Source organism: Sphaerisporangium rufum (assembly GCF_016863395.1).
In the GTDB taxonomy this organism is placed as follows: Bacteria; Actinomycetota; Actinomycetes; order Streptosporangiales; family Streptosporangiaceae; genus Sphaerisporangium; species Sphaerisporangium rufum.
Window position 1 is genome coordinate 39,549 of sequence record NZ_BOOU01000044.1, and the last position, 22,204, is coordinate 61,752.

The 22,204-nt window shown below is 74.0% G+C and carries 14 protein-coding genes; 8 read left to right on the forward strand and 6 right to left on the reverse strand.

Going from position 1 to position 22,204, the window contains the following annotated elements; all coding sequences use genetic code 11:
• Positions 1 to 230 precede the first annotated feature (230 nt).
• The 4 genes from Sru01_RS14735 (at position 231) to Sru01_RS14750 (ending at position 4,297) form a co-directional block, all read left to right on the forward strand.
• Positions 231 to 875, forward strand: a complete 645-nt coding sequence (locus Sru01_RS14735; RefSeq protein WP_203985040.1) for a dihydrofolate reductase family protein — start codon at positions 231 to 233, stop codon at positions 873 to 875.
• A gap of 552 nt (positions 876 to 1,427) precedes the next feature.
• On the forward strand, positions 1,428 to 2,606 hold the full coding sequence (locus Sru01_RS14740; RefSeq protein ID WP_203985041.1) for a transporter substrate-binding domain-containing protein: 1,179 nt from the start codon (positions 1,428 to 1,430) through the stop codon (positions 2,604 to 2,606).
• Entirely contained in the window at positions 2,573 to 3,679 is a 1,107-nt protein-coding gene (locus Sru01_RS14745; protein ID WP_203985042.1) for a hypothetical protein, read from the forward strand. The genes Sru01_RS14740 and Sru01_RS14745 overlap by 34 nt, the downstream gene beginning before the upstream one ends.
• Positions 3,680 to 3,916: 237 nt before the next feature.
• A complete protein-coding gene (locus tag Sru01_RS14750) occupies positions 3,917 to 4,297 on the forward strand; it encodes a nuclear transport factor 2 family protein (RefSeq protein ID WP_203985043.1) in 381 nt (126 codons plus the stop codon).
• A 158-nt stretch (positions 4,298 to 4,455) separates the two neighbouring features.
• Here the strand turns inward: Sru01_RS14750 and Sru01_RS14755 are convergent, their stop codons facing one another.
• Positions 4,456 to 5,676, reverse strand: coding sequence for an FAD-dependent monooxygenase (locus Sru01_RS14755; protein WP_203985045.1), 1,221 nt, complete (start codon positions 5,674 to 5,676; stop codon positions 4,456 to 4,458).
• Positions 5,673 to 6,287, reverse strand: a complete 615-nt coding sequence (locus Sru01_RS14760) for a TetR/AcrR family transcriptional regulator (protein WP_203985046.1) — start codon at positions 6,285 to 6,287, stop codon at positions 5,673 to 5,675. The genes Sru01_RS14755 and Sru01_RS14760 overlap by 4 nt, the downstream gene beginning before the upstream one ends.
• Before the next feature lie 286 nt (positions 6,288 to 6,573).
• Between Sru01_RS14760 and Sru01_RS14765 the strand changes: the two genes are divergently transcribed.
• Positions 6,574 to 12,045, forward strand: a complete 5,472-nt coding sequence (locus tag Sru01_RS14765) for an ATP-binding protein (protein WP_203985047.1) — start codon at positions 6,574 to 6,576, stop codon at positions 12,043 to 12,045.
• Between the two features lie 17 nt (positions 12,046 to 12,062).
• Here Sru01_RS14765 and Sru01_RS14770 read toward each other — a convergent pair whose 3' ends face one another.
• Together Sru01_RS14770 and Sru01_RS14775 are read right to left on the reverse strand one after the other, a co-directional pair.
• A complete protein-coding gene (locus Sru01_RS14770) occupies positions 12,063 to 12,803 on the reverse strand; it encodes a nitroreductase family protein (RefSeq protein ID WP_203985048.1) in 741 nt (246 codons plus the stop codon).
• Between the two features lie 48 nt (positions 12,804 to 12,851).
• Positions 12,852 to 13,622 (reverse strand): pirin family protein, encoded by a 771-nt coding sequence (locus Sru01_RS14775; RefSeq protein WP_203985049.1) that lies wholly within the window; start codon positions 13,620 to 13,622, stop codon positions 12,852 to 12,854.
• Between the two features lie 108 nt (positions 13,623 to 13,730).
• On the opposite strand from Sru01_RS14775, the gene Sru01_RS14780 reads away from it, so the two are divergent.
• Both Sru01_RS14780 and wrbA read left to right on the forward strand, forming a co-directional pair.
• Positions 13,731 to 14,261 carry a MarR family winged helix-turn-helix transcriptional regulator gene (locus Sru01_RS14780; RefSeq protein ID WP_203985050.1) on the forward strand — a complete coding sequence of 177 codons (531 nt, stop codon included), beginning with the start codon at positions 13,731 to 13,733 and terminating at the stop codon, positions 14,259 to 14,261.
• A gap of 175 nt (positions 14,262 to 14,436) precedes the next feature.
• On the forward strand, positions 14,437 to 15,048 hold the full coding sequence (gene wrbA, locus Sru01_RS14785; RefSeq protein ID WP_203985051.1) for an NAD(P)H:quinone oxidoreductase: 612 nt from the start codon (positions 14,437 to 14,439) through the stop codon (positions 15,046 to 15,048).
• Between the two features lie 43 nt (positions 15,049 to 15,091).
• Here wrbA and Sru01_RS14790 read toward each other — a convergent pair whose 3' ends face one another.
• Together Sru01_RS14790 and Sru01_RS14795 are read right to left on the reverse strand one after the other, a co-directional pair.
• A complete protein-coding gene (locus Sru01_RS14790) occupies positions 15,092 to 17,272 on the reverse strand; it encodes a fibronectin type III domain-containing protein (RefSeq protein ID WP_203985053.1) in 2,181 nt (726 codons plus the stop codon).
• A gap of 383 nt (positions 17,273 to 17,655) precedes the next feature.
• Positions 17,656 to 19,014 carry a serine hydrolase domain-containing protein gene (locus Sru01_RS14795; RefSeq protein WP_203985055.1) on the reverse strand — a complete coding sequence of 453 codons (1,359 nt, stop codon included), beginning with the start codon at positions 19,012 to 19,014 and terminating at the stop codon, positions 17,656 to 17,658.
• Between the two features lie 463 nt (positions 19,015 to 19,477).
• Here Sru01_RS14795 and Sru01_RS14800 point away from each other — a divergent pair, with 463 nt between their 5' ends.
• Positions 19,478 to 21,850, forward strand: coding sequence for a NucA/NucB deoxyribonuclease domain-containing protein (locus Sru01_RS14800; protein WP_203985057.1), 2,373 nt, complete (start codon positions 19,478 to 19,480; stop codon positions 21,848 to 21,850).
• Positions 21,851 to 22,204: the final 354 nt, after the last annotated feature.

The following is a 22,204-nucleotide window of genomic DNA, read 5'->3' on the forward strand; positions in this document are numbered from 1 at the left end:
TGCCCCGCCTGTCGCGGCCCCGCAACGCATTTACCGGCGTCCACGCGGCCGGACCGCCGCTCCCGCGTGGCCGCGGCGTTCCGGCACCGGACGACCGTGGACCCCTACCGCCGGCCGGCGGCCCGACGGCCGGCGAAGGGACCACGCGGCGGACATCAAGAATCCACCCTCAGCTCCGACCACCTTTGCGGACGCCCGCCCCGGGCGTCCGCAAAGTGTCAGGAGGGCGCATGTCGCAGTTGTTGAGGGTGCAGTGCTTCACGGTGTCGCGGGACGGGTTCGGCGCGGGGGAGGGGCAGAGCCTTGCGCGGCCGTTCGGCCACGTCGACCCCGCCGACCTCGTGTCCTGGGCGGGTGACACCGCGAGCTGGGTGAACCGCACCGAACCCGGCGGCACCCGCGGCCTGGACGACCACCTGACCCGCGACTACCCCCGCGGCATCGGCGCCGAGATCATGGGACGCAACAAGTTCGGCCCGCAGCGCGGCCCGTGGGCCGACCACGAGTGGCAGGGCTGGTGGGGGGACACCCCGCCGTTCCACACGCCGGTCTTCGTGCTCACCCACCATCCCCGGCCGTCCTTCACCCTGGCCGACACCACGTTCCATTTCCTCACCGCCACCCCGGCCGAGGCGCTGGCCCGCGCCCGGCAGGCCGCCGGCGGGCAGGACGTGCGCCTGGGCGGCGGGGTGGCCACCATCCGCGCGTTCCTCGATGCGGATCTGGTCGACACCCTGCACATCGCCATCGCGCCGATCGACCTCGGCCGGGGCGAGCGGCTGTGGAGGGATCCCCGCGAGTTGACCGACCGCTTCCACCTGGAGGCGGTGCCGAGCCCCAGCGGCGTCACCCACCTGCTGTTCTGGAGGCGGTGACCCCACCCGGGTGGCCGGGCTCACCGATTCCCGGAGCCGGGCGGCGCGGCGGGCCGTGCGAAGGCGCGGAACTCCCGCGGATCCTGGAACACCACGGTGCGGGGCACTCCCCGCGGGTGACGGTGAGCACCTGCAGGGTGTGCAGCACGTGCCCGCCGCCCGGCGCTGGGCGGTACGCGGCCAGCGCCGGCCGGGTGTTGGCCGGCACGGGCACCATCCGCCACCCGGTACCGCGCATCCCCCTGACCCGGGCGATGAACCGGCCGTAGAGCTCTTGGCCGCGGTACCACAGCGGGACGGGCGGCATCTCCAGCACCGCGTCCTCGGGCAGCAGGGCGACCAGCCCGCCGGCCCGCGGCCATATCCGGGATATATGGCGGCAAGGCTGTCGCGGTGCGCGTCCGCGCCGCTAGCCTTCCCCCAGACCTTCCCGGTCGCAGGGGGGACGATGACTGAGGGCAGGACGATGGGCGGGCGGGCCGGCAGGCGCTTACGGGTGAGGAACTTGCCCCGCCGGGTGGGCGCGCCCCGGGCGGCCGGCGGGAGGCGCGGGTGAGCGACCGGCCGGAGCCGGAGGGCAGGCGCCGCCGTATCTGGCCGGGTGCGGGGAAGAACGCGAACAAGGAGCAGGACCCGGAACAGGGCGTCGGGCCGGCCATTTCGGAACCGGTCGACACCGAACCGGTCGACACCGAACCGGTCACTTCGGAGCCGGTCACTTCGGAGCCGGGATCGGCGGCACGCGTACCGGCACCGGACCGGGCGCCCGCCACACCGGCGGCCGACCGGCTCCAGGGGTTGCGGCTGTTGGGCCTGGTCACCGCCGTGGTGCTGGCCGTCGTCGTCGCGACGTGGACGGTGTGGGTGAGCGGGCCGCCGACCGAGGCCGACCTGCGCGAGGAGGCCGGCCTGGTGGGCAAGAAGGAACTGCTCGTCGGCGTCAAGGATGACACCCCCGGGGTGAGCCTGCGCGACCCGACGACCGGCCGGTTCACCGGGTTCGACGTCGAGATCGCCTACATGATCGCCTCTGACCTGGGCTTCACCCCCGGCCAGGTGCGGTTCCTGTCCATCGAGACCGAGGACCGCGAGCGCATGCAGGCCCGCGAGTTCGACGGGCGGTTCGTCACGGTCGACCTGGTGGTGGCCACCTTCAGCATCACCAAGGAACGCCTGGAGAACCCGGGGGTCACCTTCTCGGCCCCCTACCTTGAGAACGAGCAGACGGTGGTGACCCGTCGCCGCCACGACCCCGTCACCGCCCTGGGAGATCTGCGCGGCAGGAAGGTGTGCACCCTCGGCACCTCCACCTCCGAGACCGCGGTGGGCCGGGCGGGGGCGCTGGTCACCGGCAAGAACCAGATCAGCGACTGCATCAAGGGGCTGAAGGAGGGGCATTACGACGCGGTGTCCACCGACGCCACCATCCTCGCCGGGTTCGTGGCCGCCGCGCCCGGCGAGCTGCGCGCCCACGACATCGGCCTGACGCTCCCGGAGAAGTGGGCCGTCAACACCGGCACCAACAAGGCGCTGCGCACCCTGGTCGACCTGTCGCTGTACCGGTCCTACGCCGACCCCGGCGACCGGCGGTGGGAGGAGGCCTTCGCCCGGTACCTCGCCCCCGCGCAGAAGGCCAACGAGCGGCAGCAGGTCGCCGTCGGCGAGCAGCCCCGGGTGGCCGAGCCGCAGGTGCGCCGGTGGCCCTGGGAGCGGGGCGTCCCGCGCCGATGACGCCTCGCCGGCCACCGGCCCTGCGCCCGCGTCGCGACCGGGCCGCGCCGGACAACCAGCAGTGGCTGCTCGGGATGCTGCCGGCGTTCCCGCTGGTGCTGCTGGTGCTGCGCCTTTGGTACGCCGGCCGGCAGGACACCCAGACCCTGCTGCTGCTGGTGCAGTACGTCAGCCCGCTCGGCATGCTCAGTTCCATCCTCATCATCGCGGTCTGGATCGTCCCCGCCGTCGTGCTGACCGTCCGGGCGCTCGGCGGGCTGTACCAGGTCAGCGCCGGCACCAAGTCATGGCTGGTGGGGCTGGCCGACCGGGTGCCGGACTGGGTGGTGGTCGCGGCCGCGTTCGCGGGGCTGCTGGGCTGGCAACTGCGGTTCCTGCCCGCCCTGCTGATGATGGTGCTGGCGGTCGCCGGGCTTTCGGTGCGCGACCGGTTCCCCGACCAGGTCGTCGCGGTGCGGATGGCCTGCGTCGTGGTCCCGGCGGTGGTGGGCGCCATCGCCTACGTGGCGCTGGCGCCGGCCATCGTGGACGCGGTCCGCGAAGGAGAGCCGGTCACCCTGGCGCTGCTGGCCGTGCCGCCGGGTCTGGCCCTGCTGCTGACCGGGCCGATCCCCCGCGCGCAGGCGTGGCTGTTCACCCACGGCATCGCGATGGCGGTGGCCGTCCTGCTGCCGATCATGGTGGGCGCGGTGTTCCTGCGGGTGCCGGTCCTGCCGCTGGTGGCCGTCGAGGTCGCGGTGGACCGGGACGGCACGGCCCCGGCCGGCGCGGCACCGGCACCGGCGCGGTCCGGCGAGGTCGAGGTGGTGGTGGGCAACGAGATCGCGGTGGACGACCGGATGTCGACGATGCTGGACCGGGAGGGCACCGTCCGCTTCATCCCCAACACCGCGCTGATCTCCAAGATCCTGTGCCCGGAGCCGGGGGAGGTGCCGCGCAGCCGGGTCGACCTGCTCGGCTGGTACGTCGAGCAGAGCATGGTCTCCTGGCTGGCCCCCGACAGCCGCGGCCTCTACGACGACCCCCGCTGCCAGGGCCGCCCCCGCCACCGCGCCGCCTCGCCCGGCCCGTGACGCGCCGGCCCGGCCGTCACCGCCGCCGGCAGCCCGGTGCGTGATATCGAAGCCACCCGCGCGCGGACACGACCTCCGGCAGCCGGGGCCCGGGCCCGTACCGCGGTGCGTGCTCCCCGCCTTGGCCGGCCGGCGTCCGGGCGCATCGCCGGCGATCGCCTTTTCCTTCCTCGGCATGTCGAGAACCCTCCATCGGCGACGACCAGTGGACGATCGACACCGAACCAGGGAGGCACCATGTCCACTGCGGGCTCCGTCAACAAGCGGACCGTCGAGCGGTACATCGAGGGGTTCAACCGGTCCGACCACGAGCAGATCCTGGCGTGCCTGACCGACGACATCGAGTGGACCGTGTTCGGCCACTTCCGGATCACCGGCAAGGAGGCCTACGACGCCAACATCGAAGGCCCCGACCCGGTCGGCGTTCCCCCGGAGGTCACGATCACCCGGATCGTCGAGGAGAACGACGTCGTCATGGCGGAGATGACCCTGCGCGCGCTCCAGAAGGACGGCACCGTGATGCGCGCCGCGATGGCAGAGGTGTTCGTGATGCGCGACGGCCTGATCCGCGAGCGCCGGGCGTACGTGGTGCCGCTGGCCGAGAACGACCACAAGTGACCGACCCGGGTACCTTGCGGGCGGACCGCCCCGCACCGCCGCCCCGGTCCAGCCGCCGCGAGCCGGCCCAGGGACGGGGGCTCGACGGTCCTTGCCTCGCCCGGTGCCGGCCGGCTCGCCCAAGGCCTACCCGAGGCCGCCGCACGCGATCATCGTCCCTATCGTGAGGTCAGGCCGGGCCCCGTGGCGCCGCGGCGATCGCCGGCGGCGGCGAGTTCGGTGACCAGGGCGGTGGACTTGCCGGTCAGGGCGCCGGCGACCAGGCGGTCCACGCCCGGCAGGGCCGACAGCCGCAGCGCCGCGCGGCGCACCCCGAGCCGCAGCGGGGTGTCGGGCAGGAACCAGTTCACCCCCGAGCGGGCCGCGCGCTGCTTGTCCGCCACCACCGGACGCCACAGCCGTTCGTAGTCGGCCAGCGCCGCCTCGACCGGGCCGCCGCGGGCCAGTCGGTCGGCCAGCACGTAGGCGCCGGCGACGGCGAGCGAGGCGCCCTGGCCGGCCAGCAGCGACACCGCCCCGCAGGCGTCCCCGGCCAGGGTGACCCGCCCGCTGCTCCAGGCCGGCGGCTCGACCTGGGCCACCTGGTCGTAGTACAGCCGCTCGCCCGGCGGGCAGGCCGCCAGCGCGCGGGGGACGACCCAGCCGAGCCCGGCGTAGGCGGCGAGCAGCGCCGCGCGCGGGTCGGCGGGCAGCGCCGGGTCGGCGGCGCGGTGCACGGCGAACGCCGCGACCCGCCCATCGCGCAGGCCGTAGAAGCCCATCTGACGGCCGGCGGTGTCGGTCAGCGAAAAGGTGCCGGCGACCTCGGCATGCACGGCGGCGTCGTCGAACACGAAGGCGGCGGTGTGGAAACCGAGATATCGCAGATGGCGCCGCTCATCGCCGAAGACCAGGGCGCGGACGGCCGAGTGGATCCCGTCCGCGCCCACCAGCAGGTCGGCCTCGACCTGCTCGCCGCCCTTCAGGGTGGCGCGCACGCCGCCGGCGTGCTGCTCGAGCGCGGTCACCGCCGCGCCGAAGCGCAGCTCGACCGTGTCCGGCAGGCGTTCGCGCAGGGCCAGCTCCAGGTCGGGCCGCATGATGCTGACCAGCCGGCCGCCCAGCGCGCCGGCGAACCGCCCGAAGTCCAGCCCGGCCCGCCGCCGTCCCGCCGCGTCGCGGTAGGCCAGCTCCTGTACCTGGTAGCCGAGCTCGTGCAGCCGCGGGAGCAGGCCGGTGGCGCGCGCGGCGTCGTATCCGGGGCCGAAAAAGTCGATCATGTAGCCCTGGGGGCGGGGGCCCGGCGCCCGCTCGGCGACGGTCACCTGCCAGCCGATGGCGTCCAGCCGCTCGGCCAGGGCGAGCCCGGCGATGCCCGCCCCGCAGATCAGTGCCTTCATCCTCGTCCACCTGCTCTCGAATCGGTCTGCGGCGCCGAGCCGGTCCTGCCGGCACCCTGGAGCATCGCGCGCAGCACGGGCGCGACGTTCGCGGCGGTCAGGTCCGGGTCCAGTGCCCGGTGCAGCATCACGCCGTCGACGGCGGCGGTCAGCGTCGCGGCCGCCCGGTGCGGCGCGGCCACCCCGAACTCGGCGAGCCGGGCGGCGATCTCGGCGCGGGCGGCGCCGGTGACCTCGGCCAGGGCCGCGCGCAGGACGGGGTCGCGGGTGGCGGCCAGGTAGGTCTCGGTGAACAGCAGGGAGACCGGGTCGGTACCGCTGAAGCCGTCCAGGGCGGCCAGCAGCAGATCGACCAGCTCGCCGGGGCCGCGGGCCCGGCGCAGCGCCGGCCCGGCGTCGGCGGCCACCGCGCGGATCACGCCGAGCGCGGCCTCGCCGAGCAGGGCCTGCACTGAGCCGAAGTGGTAGTGCACCAGCCCGGCGGCGACCCCGGCCCGCTCGGCGGCCATCCGGGTGCTGACCGCCGTCCAGCCCCGCTCGGCGATGAGCTCGGCGGCGGCACGCAGCAGCCGCTGGCGCACCTGTCTTCCCCGCTCCGCCGTCGTCGCCATCCGCTCTCCTGACCGGTCGGGATGTCTGCCGGGCAACCGAGTTGGGCGACCGCCTTGGTCGACTGCCCAACTACACGGTACACCCGGCCGGAGCGTGCCGGCGCCGGCAGGGCGGCTCGGTGGCGGCTCGGCGGCGGCTTGGCCGGTTTCCACAACTGAAGCCACCAAGCGTGCGCTGGCGCCGACATGGCGTCGCGGTCTTAGAGGCGAAAGGGTGGACAATGCCGTGGGGGCGACCATGTCCCGCGCGCGCAGAGGTCGGTCCATCGGAAAGGGGCTTGGTCGGGTGTTCAGTCGTGTCGCCATCGTCAACCGCGGGGAGGCCGCGATGCGGCTCATCCACGCCGTCCGGGAACTGGCCGCCGAAGCCGGGACGCGGATCGAGACCGTCGCACTGCACACCGACGTCGACCGTGCTGCCACCTTCGTGCGCCAGGCCGACCTCGCCTACGACCTGGGCCCGGCCGCCGCGCGTCCCTACCTGGACCTCAAGGCGCTGGAACGTGCGCTGGTGCACACCCGTGCCGACGCCGCCTGGGTGGGCTGGGGTTTCGTGGCCGAGGACCCGGCGTTCGCCGAGCTGTGCGAGCAGATCGGGGTCACCTTCGTCGGGCCGAGCCCGCAGGCCATGCGCAGGCTCGGCGACAAGATCGGCGCCAAGCTGATCGCCGAACAGGTCGGCGTGCCGGTCGCGCCGTGGAGCCGCGGCGCGGTCCAGACCCTGGACGACGCCCTGGCGGCGGCGGCGGAGATCGGCTACCCGCTGATGCTGAAGGCGACCGCGGGCGGCGGCGGGCGCGGCATCCGGGTGGTGAACGACGCGGCGGAGCTCGCCGACGCCTACGAGCGCACCAGCCAGGAGGCCGCGCGGGCGTTCGGCAGCGGCGTGGTCTTCCTGGAACGCCTGGTCACCGGGGCCAGGCACGTCGAGGTCCAGGTGATCGCCGACGGCCAGGGCACCGCCTGGGCGCTCGGCGTCCGCGACTGCTCGGTGCAGCGCCGCAACCAGAAGATCATCGAGGAGTCGGCCTCGCCGGTGCTCGGCCCGGCGCAGGTGGCCGAGCTCAAGGCGTCGGCCGAGCGGCTGGCCCTGGCGGTGGACTACCGCGGCGCGGCGACCGTCGAATTCCTCTACCACCCCGGCGACGAGCTCTTCGCCTTCCTGGAGGTCAACACCCGGCTGCAGGTCGAGCACCCGATCACCGAGGCCACCACCGGCTTCGACCTGGTCAAGGCGCAGCTTCAGGTGGCCTCCGGCGGCCGGCTGACCGGCGCGCCCCCGCCCGAGCGCGGGCATGCCATCGAGGCCCGCCTCAACGCCGAAGACCCCGACCGCGACTTCGCCCCCGCCCCGGGCCGCATCGCCCGGCTGGACCTGCCCGCCGGGCCCGGCATCCGGGTGGACACCGGCGTCAGCGAGGGCGACACCATCCCCGCCGACTTCGACTCGATGATCGCCAAGATCATCGCCTACGGGCACGACCGCGACGAGGCGCTCGGCCGGCTGCGCCGCGCGATGGCGCAGACCACGGTGATCATCGAGGGCGGCGCGACGAACAAGAGCTTCGTGCTGGACCTGCTGGACCGGCCCGAGGTGATCGGCGCGACCGCCGACACCGGCTGGATCGACCGCGTCCGCGCCCAGGGCGACCTGGTCGGCCACCGCCACTCGGCCGTCGCGCTGGCCGCCGCCGCCATCGAGGCCTACGAGGAGGAGGAGCACGCCGAACGCCGGCGGTTGCTGTCGACCGCCTACGGCGGCCGCCCGCAGGTGCGGCATCGAAGCGGCCGCCCGCTGGACCTCACGCTGCGTGGCGCCGCCTACCGCGTGCGCGTCGCCCGGATCGGCGCGCAGCGGTTCCGCGTCGGTGTGGAGGCCGGCGGCGAGGTCCGCACCGCCGATGTCGAACTCGAGCGCTTCGACGCCCACACCGGCCGGATCGTCGTCAACGGCACCCCCTACCGCCTGCTCACCGGCACCCACGGGCCGGTCCACCTGGTGGAGGTGGACGGCGTCACCCACCGGGTCGGCCGCGACGAGGGCGGCGTCGTCCGCTCGCCCGCGCCCGCGCTGGTCGTCGCCACGCCGGTGCCGGTCGGCGCCGAGGTGGAGGCCGGCGCGCCGGTGCTGGTGCTGGAGAGCATGAAGATGGAGACGGTGCTTCGGGCGCCGTTCCGGGCGCGGTTGAAGGAATGCGCCGTGTCGGTGGGCGGCCAGGTGGAGACCGGCGCGCCGCTGCTGCGCCTGGAGCCGCTCGGTGACGGAACCGACGCCGGGGCCGCCGCCCCGGCCGCGGCGGTGCCCACCGTCGAGCTGGACCTGCCCGCCGCACCCGCCGCCGTCCCGGCCCGGCAGCGCGCCACCCGCGGCCGGGAGGACCTGCGCGGCCTGCTGCTCGGCTTCGACGTCGACCCGCACGACGAACGCCGGGTCGTGGAGGACTACCTGGCCGCCCGCCGGGAGGCCGCCGACGGCGGCCACCGGCCGCTGGCCGAGGAGCTCGAACTGCTCGACGTGTTCGCCGACCTGGCCGAGCTGAGCCGCAACCGCCCGGCCGGCGAGGACGGCGGCGGCGAGGGCCACGTGCACAGCGCCCGCGAGTACTTCCACACCTACCTGCAGAGCCTGGACGTCGAACGCGCCCGGCTGCCGGAGGCCTTCCAGGCCAGGCTCGCCAAGGCTCTCGGCCACTACGGCGTCACCACCCTGACGCCCTCTGCCGAGCTCGAGGCCGCGGTGTTCCGGATCTTCCTGGCCCAGCAGCGCGCGGCCGCCGACGCCGCGATCATCGCCGCGCTGCTGCGGGCGTGGCTGCGCGAGCCGCCGCCGGACCAGACGCTGCGCGAGCCCACCGGCCTGGCGCTGGAGCGGCTGGTGGCCGCGACCCAGGTCCGCTTCCCGGTGATCGCCGACCTGGCGCGCGGTCTGGTGTTCGCCTGGTTCGGCCAGCCGCTGCTGCGCCGCAACCGCGCCCGCGTCTACGCCGACGTCCGCAGGCACCTGCGCCACCTGGACGCCGACCCCGGCGCCGCCGACCGCGACGAGCGCATCGCCGCCATGGTGCGCAGCACCGAACCGCTGGTGCGGCTGCTCGGCCGCCGGCTGCTCCGCACCGACCTGGACAACAGCGTCATGCTGGAGGTGCTGACCCGGCGCTACTACGGCAACAAGGGTCTCACCGGCGTCCGCACCCGCCAGGCGTCGGGCTGCACGTTCGTGGTCGCCGAGCGGGCGGGCTCGTGCCTGGCCTCCTGCGCGGTCGACTTCACCGCCCTCGGCGGCGCGCTGCGCGGGCTCGCCGCCTTGGCCGGCGGCGAGGACGCCATCGACGCCGACGTCTACCTGGCCTGGGAACGGCAGCCGGCCGACCCCGAGACCATGGCGGCCGAGTTGCAGCAGGTCATCGCCGCGCACCCGCTGCCGCCCCAGGTCCGCAGGCTGACGGCCACCGTCGCCGGCGGTGGCGGCGCGGTGATGCACCACCACTTCACCTTCCGCCCCTCGGCCACCGGGATGGCCGAGGAACGGCTGATCCGCGGCCTGCACCCCTACATCGCGCAGCGGATGCAGATGGAACGGCTGAGCGCCTTCGATCTCACCCGGCTGCCGTCCTCCGACGAGGAGGTCTACCTGTTCCGGTGCGTGGCCCGGGGCAACCCGGCCGACGACCGCCTCGTCGCGTTCGCCCAGGTGCGCGACCTGACCGCGCTGCGCGAGCACTCGGGCCGGCTGGTCGCGCTGCCGACGGCCGAGGACACCCTGGCCGCCTGCCTGGACTCCATCCGCCGCGCCCGCTCCCAGCGGTCGTCCCGGCAGCACTCCACCACCAACCGGATCGTGCTCTACGTGTGGCCGCCCAGCGACATCACCCGCGCCGAGCTGCAGCGGATCGCCCGGCGGGTGCTGCCGACGACCGCCGGCGCCGGGCTGGAGGAGATCCTCATCATCGCGCGGCAGCGCGACCCGCGGACCGGCGAGCTCGCCAAGATCGCGGTGCGGGTCGCCTTCGACGTCACCGGCCGCACCCGGGTGAGCGTCGGCGAGCCGCCGGTCGAGCCGGTCGAGCCGGTCGACGACTACCGGCAGAAGGTGCTGCGCGCCGCCGCCCGCAACACCGTGTACCCCTACGAGCTGACCGGGCTGCTCGGTGAGTTCACCGAGTACGACCTGGACGCCGGCCACGCGCTGGTCCCGGTGGAGCGGCCGCGGGGACGCAACACCGCGGCGATCGTCGCGGGCGTGGTCAGCACGCCGACCCGCCGCCACCCGCAGGGCGTGACCCGGGTCGTGCTGCTCGGCGATCCCACCAAATCGCTCGGCGCGCTGTCGGAGCCGGAGTGCCGCCGGGTGATCGCGGCGCTGGACCTGGCCGAGCGGATGGGTGTGCCGCTGGAGTGGTACGCGCTGTCGGCCGGTGCCCGGATCTCCATGGAGTCGGGCACCGAGAACATGGACTGGGTGGCCGCGGCGCTCAAGCGCATCGTGGAGTTCACCCAGGCCGGCGGCGAGATCAACATCGTGGTGGCCGGCATCAACGTCGGCGCGCAGCCGTACTGGAACGCCGAGGCCACGATGCTGATGCACACCCGCGGCATCCTGGTGATGACGCCGGACTCGGCTATGGTGCTCACCGGCAAGCAGTCGCTGGACTTCTCCGGCGGGGTGTCGGCGGAGGACAACTTCGGCATCGGCGGCTACGACCGGGTGATGGGCCCCAACGGGCAGGCCCAGTACTGGGCGCCGAACCTGGCCGCCGCGCGGGACGTGCTGATGTCGTACTACGACCACACCTATGTGGCCCCCGGCGAGAGCGCGCCGCGACGGGCGGCGACCTCCGACCCGATCGACCGCGACGTCCGCGACTTCCCGCACGCCCTGCCGGGGAGCGACTTCACCACCGTCGGCGAGATCTTCTCCGCCGAGGCCAACCCCGACCGCAAGAAGCCGTTCGACATCCGCACCGTGATGCGGGCCCTGTCCGACCAGGACCACCCGGTGCTGGAACGCTGGGCGGGCATGGCCGAGGCCGAGACCGCGGTCGTGCAGGACGTGCACCTGGGCGGCATGCCGGTCTGCCTGCTCGGCATCGAGTCGCGGTCGGTGCCGCGGCGCGGCTTCCCGCCCACCGACGGCCCCGACACCTACACCGCGGGAACGCTGTTCCCGAGGTCGTCCAAGAAGGCGGCGCGGGCGATCAACGCGGCCAGCGGCAACCGGCCGCTGGTGGTGCTGGCGAACCTGTCGGGCTTCGACGGCTCCCCGGAGTCGATGCGCCGGCTGCAGCTGGAGTACGGCGCCGAGATCGGCCGGGCGATCGTCAACTTCCGCGGGCCCATCGTGTTCTGCGTCATCTCCCGCTACCACGGCGGCGCGTTCGTGGTGTTCTCCAAGGCGCTGAACCCCAACATGACCGTGCTCGCGCTGGAGGGCTCGTTCGCCTCGGTCCTCGGCGGCGCGCCGGCCGCCGCGGTGGTGTTCTCCGGCGACGTCGACGCCCGCACCGCGGCCGATGCGCGGGTGCGGGAGCTGGAGGCCCGCGCCGCGGCCGCCTCCGGCGCCGACCGCGGCGCGCTGGCCGCCGAGCTGGACGAGCTGCGCTCGGCGGTGCGCGCCGAGAAGCTCGGCGAGGTGGCCGCCGAGTTCGACCGCGTGCACGACATCCGGCGCGCGGTGCGGGTCGGCTCGGTCGACGCGGTCATCGGCGCCGCGGAACTTCGTCCCCGCATCATCGAGGCCATCGGCGCCGCCCCCCGCTGAGCCCGCCCGGGGCGGTGCTAGGCGGCCCGGCGGTGGCCGGCGGGCAGGGAGAGCAGCAGGTCGGCCAGCGGCAGGCGGGTGCGGGGGGCGCGCTCGCGTTCGGCGAGCGGCGCGGGCAGGTCGGCGCGGGGGTCGTGCCGGCCGACGGCGAGGATCACCAGCGGGGCCAGCGTGTCCGGCAGGCCGAGGACGCGGCGGGTGGCGGCGGCGTCGAATCCGCCCATCTGGTGCACGCTCAGCCCGTCGTGCCCGGCCTGCAGGGTGAGGGCGGCGACCGCCTGACCGGCGTCGTAGTGCGCCCAGGGCAGCGACCTGCCCTGGGCGTCGGTGGTGCGCGCGGCGACCAGCACCAGCGCGCCGGCGGTGTGCGCCCAGGACCGGTTGCCCGGGGCCAGCGCGGCGAGCAGCTCGGCGAAGGCCGGTTCGCCGCGGCGGGCGACGGCGAAGCGCCAGGGCTGGCTGTTGACGGCCGAGGGCGCCCAGCGGGCGGCCTCCAGCAGCGCCAGCAGGGCGTGGTCGTCCAGCTCGTGCGCCGGGTCGAAGCCGCGCGGGCTCCAGCGGCCGGCCAGCAGCGGGTGCACCGGGACGGCGGTGTCGGCGGCCTTGGCGTGCGGGGCCGGGGCCGCAGGACCGGCCAGGCCGCCGGCGGCGGTGCCGGCCGGGGCGGTGCCGGCGGCCGCGGTGTCGCCGAGAGGGCCGCGCCTGGTGCGGGGCGTGCCGGTGGTGGGGTGCGTGGTGTCGGTGCGCTGGGCGGTCATGGCGGATCCCCGGGTCGCGGGTGGGCGGGTGAAAGGCGGGCGAGGCGGTCAGGCGGCCAGGGTGGCGTGCATCTCCCAGACCAGGATCTCGGCGGGCTCGGTGGCGGTGACCCGCTGGCCGCCGGTGGCGGTGAAGCGCACCGCGTCCCCGGTGGCGAGCGGCCCGGCGCCTTCCAGCTCGACCGCGCCCCGCGCCACGAACAGGTGCAGGAAGGGCGCTTCGGGCAGCTGCACGCCGCGGCCGGGCTCCAGCCGGGCGGCGTGCAGCGCGGCGTAGCGGTTGCGGATCCGGATGGCGGCCTCGCCGGCGTGGGCCGGCATGCCGGAGGCCACGGGGACCAGCCCGCCGGACAGCAGCTCGCCGTCGATCTCCAGCTGCTCGTAGCCGGGAGTGACGCCGCTCTCGTCCGGAACCACCCACATTTGGACAAAATGCACCGGGTCGCGGTGGGCGTCGCCGCCATCCAGCCGCCAGGAGTCGTTCTTCTCCGAGTGCAGGATGCCGGTGCCGGCGCTCATCCGCTGGGCCAGGCCCGGGTAGATCACGCCGTTGTGCCCGGTGGAGTCCTGGTGGACCAGCGAGCCGCGCAGCACCCAGGTGACGATCTCCATGTCCCGGTGCGGGTGGGTGTCGAACCCGTCGCCGGCCGCCACGACGTCGTCATTGTTCACCAGCAGCAGGCCGTGGTGGGTGTTGGCCGGGTCGTGGTGGTGGCCGAAGGAGAAGGAGTGCTTGCTGTCCAGCCAGGCGATGCGGGTGGCGAAGCGGTCGGCGGCGCGGCGGACGTCCACCCGGGGAGCCGGGGCGGTTCGGATCATGATCATCGCTCCTCGTTCACATGATGTGTCATGTACCGCGTGAAAGGCGGGCGGCCGGCCGTTTATTCCATCTCCATGACACATCATCTATGGAGGTAGGATGGCGCCATGACCGAGCCCCGATGGCTGGCGGCCGACGAGCAGCGCGCCTGGCGTGCCTTCCTGCTGATGCACTCCCGGCTGGCCGCGCGGCTCAACCGGCAACTACAGGCCGCCTGCGGCCTGTCGCTGGCCGACTACGAGGTGCTGGTCCACCTGTCGGAGGCCGCCGGCGGCCGGGCGCGCCCGCACGAGCTGCAGCGCGCGCTGGATTGGGAGCAGAGCCGGCTGTCCCACCAGCTCGCCCGGATGCGGCAGCGCGGCCTGGTGACCCGCGAGCGCTGTGGCGAGGACCGGCGCGGGGCGCACGTGCTGCTCACCGACGCCGGACGCCAGGCGATCACCACCGCCGCCCCCGGCCACGTCGAGACGGTGCGCCGGCTGTTCTTCGACCCGCTCACCGAAGACCAGGTCGCCGCGCTGCACACCCTGGCCGGCCAGGTGCTCGCCCGGCTGGACGACGACGGCGCCCCGGGCGACCCTGAGGCCCCCCGCGACGAGGCCCCCCGCGACGCCGGCGGGTCCGGGCGGCGCCCGTGACGGGGACGGCGAGCAGGCCGGCCGGGATGGCGGCGATGGGCGGGCGTGTTCCGGGCGGGCCTGCCGGCACCGGTGGCCGGGCGGCGCCGGGGGTTTACCCCTTCGCCCAGCGAGTACATGCCGGTGGACATAAATCACGACAGAACCCCCAATCGGGGGGCTGGGAGCCGTCCGCATGAGCAACGTCAAGCTGGCCATCATCTACTACTCCTCCACCGGCACCGTGCACGCGATGGCCGAGCGGCTGGCCCAGACCGGCGAGAAGGCCGGCGCGCAGGTGCGCGTGCGCCGGGTCGCCGAGCTGGCCCCCGCCGAGGCCATCGAAGCCAACGAGGACTGGCGCCGGCACGCCGAACAGACCAAGGACATCCCGGTCGCCACCCCCGACGACCTGGTGTGGGCCGACGCGGTGCTGTTCGGCACCCCCACCCGGTACGGCAACGTCGCCAGCCAGCTCAAGCAGTACCTCGACACCCTGGGCCCGCAGTGGCAGCAGGGCCTGCTCGCCGACAAGGTCTACGCCGGCTTCACCGCCACCATGACCGCGCACGGCGGCCAGGAGTCCACCCTGCTGGCGCTGTACAACACCGTCCACCACTTCGGTGGCATCCTGGTCGCCCCCGGCTACACCGATCCGCTCAAGTTCGCCGACGGCAACCCCTACGGCGTCTCGCATGTCACCGGCGGCTCCAACTCCGATCCGCTGACCGAGGTGCAGTTCGCGGCCCTGGACCACCTGGCCGGCCGGGTGGTCCACGTCGCCGGCCGGCTGGCCGGCGACCGCTGAACCGCCCGTCTGCCGCCCGCCTGCTCGCCGGGCGGCCGTGCGCTCACCGGCGCGCGCACCGGCCCGGCCGGTGTACCGCGCACCCGCCGCCGGGCGGTTGCGGCACCGGCCCGGGGACCACGGCCGCCGAGGCGGCCGACCGCGGGCCGGCGCCGGAGTCGTTCAGCGCGGTGACGGTGAAGGTGTAGGGCACACCCGCGTCCAGGCCGGTCACCGTGACGCCGGTGAGGTCCCCGGAAAGATGCCAGGGGCGCTGCATGACGCCCAGCCGGAACGGCGTCACCACGTACCCGGTGACCGGGCCGGCCGGCGCGACCCAGGTCAGGGTGGCGGCACGCTCGGCCGCGACGGCCGAGACGGCCCGCGGCGCGCCCGGCGGCGCCACCGCCTGGTAGGTGTAGGCGGCCGAACCGGCGGCGCCCAGGGTGACCACGGTGATCTGCACCGGGCCGGCCGCGCCGGGCGGCATCGCCGCGATGACCACCTGGCCGGAGGCGTCCTGGGTGAAGCAGCCGGCCGCCGGCCCGGCCGGGCAACGCGGCAGCGCCACCGCGGTGCCGGCCTGTTGCTGCTCGGGGGTGCCGACGCGCACCACGGTGGCCCCGGCCAGCCCGCTGCCGGCGATGACCACCTGCCCGCCGCCGGCCGGCGGGCCGGCGGCCGGGGTGGCCGACAGCCCGGAGGGCGGCGCCGGCGGCACGCCCAGCGGGGTGAGGGTGGCCACGGCCGGGACGGCGTCATCGGAGTAGGCGACGACCACCGACCCGGTGCGGATGTCGTCAGGGGTCACCGCCAGCGCGCCGGCCCGGCCGCGGCCGGCGGTCACCGTGGCGCTGACGGTGAGCGGCGGCAACGGCCGCCCGGCGGGGAACGGGGTCTGGGCGTTGGTACAGCTGATCCGGCCCGCGGCGGGGGGCCGGCACTCCCACCCCTCGCCGGCGGCGGCGATGGGCACCACCCCGGCGGGCGGCGTCTCCACCACGGTGACCGGCCGGGTCTCGCTCACCCCGGCGGCGACCGAGGGGCGCACCAGGTAGGTGACGGGGGCGCCGGGCGCCAGGGTCGCCGGGGCGTAGGCGGTCTGTGCCACGCCCAGGACCGGTACGTCGGTGAAGCCGGTGACGGTGACGTCGTCGATCTCGTGCACGTCGGTTGCGGCGCCGGTACTGGCCACCCAGCCGAAGGCGAGCTGCCGCGGGGTGCCCTCGGCGGTGAGCCACCCCGGCGGATAGAGCCCGGCGGGCACGGTGGGCAACGGGCCGCCCACCGTGTACTGCACGCCGCCCAGGTCGGTGAACACCACCGAGAACGACCGGGCCGGCACCACCGCTCCGGTGCCGGAAGTGTGCGCCGTACCGGTGGGGTTGATCAGCACCTGCACCGGGACCCGCGAGTCGGCCCGGGTGGGGCCTTCCAGGTTGAGCGGCGGCGACTCCAGGTTGACCGCCGAACTCGCCAGCCCGCAGTATCCGGTGGTGCCGTCACCGGGGCCGCGCACGACCACCTGCCCCGGCATGCGCCGGCCGATGAACGGCGGGTCGGCGCAGTCGCGTCCCTGCGGCCAGGAGGCGCTGAAGCTCCCGTAGACGTCCAGGCCGACGCCCAGGTAGGCATGCGACAAGCCCGGTAGGTCTACCGGGCCGGCAGGCGGGTGGCCGGCCTGAGCCATCGAGTAGCCCAAGCCGCCGCCGGACTGGCCGAGCGTGCCGGGCGGGCGGGGGTCGGCGGGGTCCACCGCGGCCAGCACGAAGGCGATGCCGTCGGCCCCGGTCCCACCGTACTGGTAGGTGTTGAACCGGACGTCCAGGCCTTGGGGGGCCGGCACGCTGGTGGCGGCGAAGACCCCGCCGGTGAGGTAGTCGCCGGTGCCGGTGAGCCGCAGCGCGCCCGCGCCGGGCGGGTCGGCGGCGTCGGCACAGCTGTGCAGGCCCGGTCCAGCGCCGCCGGTGGCCGTCAGGCAGGCGGCGTTGGTGGTCGCGGGCCCGGACGGCAGGGCGGGCAGCACGACGGGGTAGGCCGGGTCGGGGACGTTGCCGTGGAAGCCCTGCGCGAACAGCACGTTCCCCTGGGCGAGGGCCGCCGGCGGGGCGATCAGCTGCAGGGCCGCCGCCGCGGCCGTCACGGCGGCCGTCACCACGGCCACCGCCGGCGCGGCCACCGAGCCGGCCGCGTGCCGGCGGCGGTGCCACGGCCACCGCACCGTTGTCGTCCGCTCACCGCTCATGTCCGCGCCTTTCCCTCACGCCTGCCCCGGGTCGACGGGGAACCGGCGGGCATGCCGGGAATCGGGACCGAGTCCGGGCGTGCGCCGCATGCGTCGATGATCGGCGTATGACCGGGGACGCCCCGGGACGACCGGGCCGTGCCTTACCGAAACCTGGCCGTACCGGGAACCGCTCCGGCCGCGCGGACGGCGCGAAGGTGTCCGGCCCGTCAGCCCCTGTCAGCCTCGTCAGGCCGGTCCGGCCTGGTCGATCGGATCCGCCCGGCCGGGCGCGCCGCCGGGTCTTGTGGTACTGGCCGGCCCGGGCGCCTATGGTGCCCGGCCGGCCCGCCGGAACGGGCCGGGCGGGGCGCCGGGGAGCGGCCCGGCGGGTGCGGGGCGGGTCAGCCGGCCGTCCAGCCGGACTCGGCGACCCCGCCGGGGACCGGCGCGGCCGGGTCGTAGGGGGTGCGGGTGAACACGAAGGTGGCCAGGTCCAGGTGGCTCGGCGTGCCGTCGGCATGCCTCACCACCCGCAGGGTCTCCCCGGCGTAGTAGCCCGACAGCCCGCGCCAGGTGCCGTCGGGCCGGGCGACGAACCGGGAGGACCGGCCCGCGCCGCCCACCGGGCCCAGCGACAGGTCACGGCCGGGCAGCAGGCGCAGCAGGTAGGCGGCCGGCCCCCAGTACCACGGGCCGGTCAGCTCCAGCAGGTCGGGGTCGGCGGGCGAGGGCGTCCAGGCCGGCGGGATGACCGGCTCCAGGGTGTCCAGGATGTCCAGCAGGTCGGTGGCCAGGCTCGGGCGCAGCCCGGAGGTGGCGTTGGCCAGCAGCACCACGCCCGTCCCGTCAGCCGGGTCGGCCCATATCAGCGACAGGAAGCCCGGCATGGAACCCCCGTGCCCGGCCAGCCGCCGGCCGTGGTGGCGCATCAGCTGCAGCCCGGTGCCGTAACCCACCGACCAGGCGTCGCCGTCGTCGACGGTGACCGGCTCGCGCATCTCGGCCAGCGTCGCGCCGGCCAGCACCCGCTCGTCGCCCTGGCACAGGAACGCCGCCCAGCGCGCCAGGTCGGCCGGGGTGGACCACAGCTGCCCGGCCGGCGCCATCGCGGCGGCGTCGTGCTCGGGCTCTTCCAGCAGCACGTCGGCCCACGGATGCACCGCGTACCCGCGCGCGTGCGGCTCGCGCGGCCGGGCGGTGGTGTCGGACATGCCGAGCGGGGCCAGGATCTCCTCGCGTACCGCCTGCTCCCAGCCGGTGCGCCGGTGCCGGGCCACCAGCTCGCCGAGCAGCGCGAAGCCGAGGTTGGAGTAGTGGAAGCGCCGGCCGGGCCGGAACCGGCCGGTGCCTTCGTCCAGCGCGGCGGCCAGGTCGTCCATCGACGCGCCGGGCGTGCGCTCCCACCAGGGGCCGGGTGGCTCGGCGGTGAGGCCGGCGGTGTGCGACATCAGCTGCCCGAGCGTCACCTCGCCGACCGGGGTGCCGCCGAGGTGCTTGTCCAGCGGGTCGGCGAGATCGAGCAGGCCCTCGTCGCGCAGCCGCATCACCATCACCCCGATCAGGGTCTTGGTGATCGATCCGATGCGGTACTGGGTGTCGGTGCCGGGCTCGGCGCCGCCGACCCGGCCGCGGCCGCCGAACCACACCGGGCGCCCCGCCCGCAGCACCATCGCCGCCAGTGACGGCATCCGCGTCTCGACCTGTTCCACGGCCAGCCGGCGCAGCAGCGCCCGCCCGGTGCCCGAACCAACCGCCGCCATACCTGTCTCGCCTCTCCCGCCGCCTGATCCGGCAGCCACCCTAACGCCTCGATCACCACCTTCGCCGCCGCCGGCGACCCCCAGGCTGCCGGCGCACGTCACCTGCTTGGCGAGCCCCAAAACCCCCATATTTTCCATAACGTGTCGACCGATAACGGCTCCCGGCCGGTGACCGGCCGGACAAGGGCCACGGTGGCGTTCGATCGGATGACCCGAAAATGGGCATATCGCGAACTAGTCCCCGATATCGGCATATTCACTATAAAGTGATCCTTTAGTGTGCAACGGGGATTCGGGCGGTGCCATGTCACCGCCGCACGTACGCATGGGCGGCATGGTCCCGCCCTTCAATTCACACCCTCGCTCGCGGGTGGTCTCATACGGGGAGACAAACGTGCGGAAAAGAGCGCGGGCCGCGGTCGTTGCGGCCATTTCGATGTTCGGGACACTGCTGATCCCAGGCGTGGCGCAGGCCGCGCCACGGACTCCACCGCCGAACCCGGTGATCGCCGCCAAGGCCGCCACTACCGGGCCGGCTCCGAGCGGCCGGCGGGTCATGGGCGTGATGCCGGAGAACTATGCGTTCAGTGAACCGGATCTGGCGGCGGGCCTGCGCGCCGCCGAAGCGGCGAACGAACGTGCGCGGCTGCCCGACCCGACACGGCAGGCATTGCGGGAGGCGCGCGAGTCGGGAAACAGGTCCTACTTCGACCCGCCGGAATTCAGCGTGCTGCGGGAACGCTTCACGCCGCCGGCGACTCCGGACTCGAGTTTCGTGATCGAGTGCCATGGCCAGTCCGCATCGGGCTCCCAGTACGGCTGGGTGAAGAATCGGATCGAATGGTGCGTCAATGCGGTGGCCGTTGACATTCAGTACGACTCGAGAGGCGCCCGGACCGGTTCCATGATCATGACCTATCAGATGATCGGATACGGCCGGGACGACGGCACGCGCAACGTCGCCTTGTACGCCCGCCCCACCAGCGTGTCGTTCAGCGGAATCTACACACCGGCGACGATCATCTCGATGACCGTCGACTGCTCCCTCGGCGCCGCCGGGTGTAGCGGCGGCGGGGCGCACCGGGCCACGATGGCCCAGCTGCTGACGATGGTCGGCAACACAGACGACTGGTTCCGGTGGAACGTCAGCTCCGACGAGGCGTTCTCCACACTCGCCGACAAGATGTCGCAGCACTGGTTCGACCAGCATGTGGTCTTCTGGGACGGCAAGAGCAAGAAGCTCGGCGACTTCGGGTTCCGCTGCGACTCGGCCGACTACTTCAACGCCCGGCCGAAGGCGTGCGTGTTCAGCGCCGTGCTCCCCCACCTGCAGTACTCCATACTCGACCGGGACGGCAACGACACCAACCAGCGCGCGGTCGCCGAGCACATTCGACAGGCACAGGATGATCCCAACAGCACCGTTCCGGTGAAGCCGGACGGCGACAAGGACATCCCTGGGAAATATACGGGCCTGCTCGACGACCGATACCTCACCCGGATCGTCACGGATACGACGACGGGCAGCACCTACAGCGATAACCGCGCCGAAGTGGGGCGGGCGTGCGCGAAGATCACACCGCCGGCCGGGATGGAAAGACCGGAGTGCGACGAGTATCCATTCGCCAGCACCTTGCAAGGGGCATCGAGTCCGCGATGGGACTTCTCCGTCAAATACGTGCCCGGGACACAGAACTCGTCGGCCGGTAACCTGTTACGCCGGTTCTACGATGACGACCGGATTCTGTACCAGCAGGATCCGTTCTATGTCGAGATCAGGGACCGGGACGGCGGCCCGGTCAGCGGCCCGCCCTCGGTGGGAACGCTGGACGAGGTGCAGGGCTTCGAAGGTGAACCGATCGAGTTACTGGCGTCGGTGACCGGGAACCCATCGTCGTTGCAGTGGAGCATCGCTCCCGAACCCGGCTCGGACACCGACCCGGGCACCGATTGCCAGTTCAGCAAGGAGACGATCGCGGCCCCCACCGTCACCTGTGACGACAATGGCACTTTCATCGCCACGGTCACCGTGGACGACGGTGTTCATCCCGCGGTCACCGGCCGGACCCGGGTACGGGTGCTCAACCGCCCGCCGTCGGTGCGGTTCGTCACGCCGAAGGACTGGCAGGTCTTCCGCGTCGGCCAGCCGATCGTCTTCGACGCGCCCATCACCGACGCCGCCAACGACACCCACCAGTGCCAGTACGGCTGGGACGCCGGCGACGCCTGGGACGAACCGTTCGCCGCCGCCGGCCGCAACTGCGGGACGACCCGCAGCTACGAGCACGCCGGCATGTACAGCATCGAGCTGGTGGTCACCGACGACGACGGCGGGCAGGGCTTCGCCAAGGTCATGATCGTCGTCTATGACCCCGAGGCAGGTTCGGCCAACATCGACGGCTCGACCACCACTCCGGCCGGGTCGCTGACCTCCCAGCCCGCCGCCACAGGTCAAAGCTGGCTGCACTTCACCGGCGCCTACACCTCGGCGACCCGGCCGAGCGGGCAGAACAAGGTGTGGGTGGACGGCACCACGTTCCGCTTCGAAGGCACCGGCATGGACTGGCTGGTCGTCACACCCGACGGCAAGGTGGCCGCGCTCGGTAGCGGGACGATCGGCGGGCAGGCCGGATACACCTGGATCACCTACGGCTGGGACGCCTGCCCGGGTGACGGCGGCTGCCAGAACATACCGAACGACCGGATCCGGATGGTGGTCCTGAACAGCGCCACAGGGGCGACCGTCTACGACAACGCCCCGAGCGACGGCAACTGGGACGTCGATTCGATCTTCCCGCGCGACATGACATCGGGTGGGGTGCAGATCCATCGCTGAGGGTGAGACGCCGATGGCCGGATCCGTCGCGGATCCGTCGCGGACCCGGCCATCGGCGGCACCGCGGGCCGCTGGCCCCGCATCTCGCCACGGCGTGCGGGACCGGCGGCCCGAGCACGACGCAGCGAGTCGCCCCTTTCGCCCGACGGGCGAACGACACCGGCTCTTGACGAGGTCCTGGACGACGCCGGTGAACACCCGCGCCGGTGACGCGCGGGACCGCCGATATGCCCGGCCCGAGCGCGCCGGGCATCGAGCGGTGATCGCTCGGGGAGAAGCGCTCAGGGAGAAGGCCGGCTGCTCTAACCTTGGCGAAAGCGTTGGGGGAGAGGGGCATCGCGTGTCGACCGGATC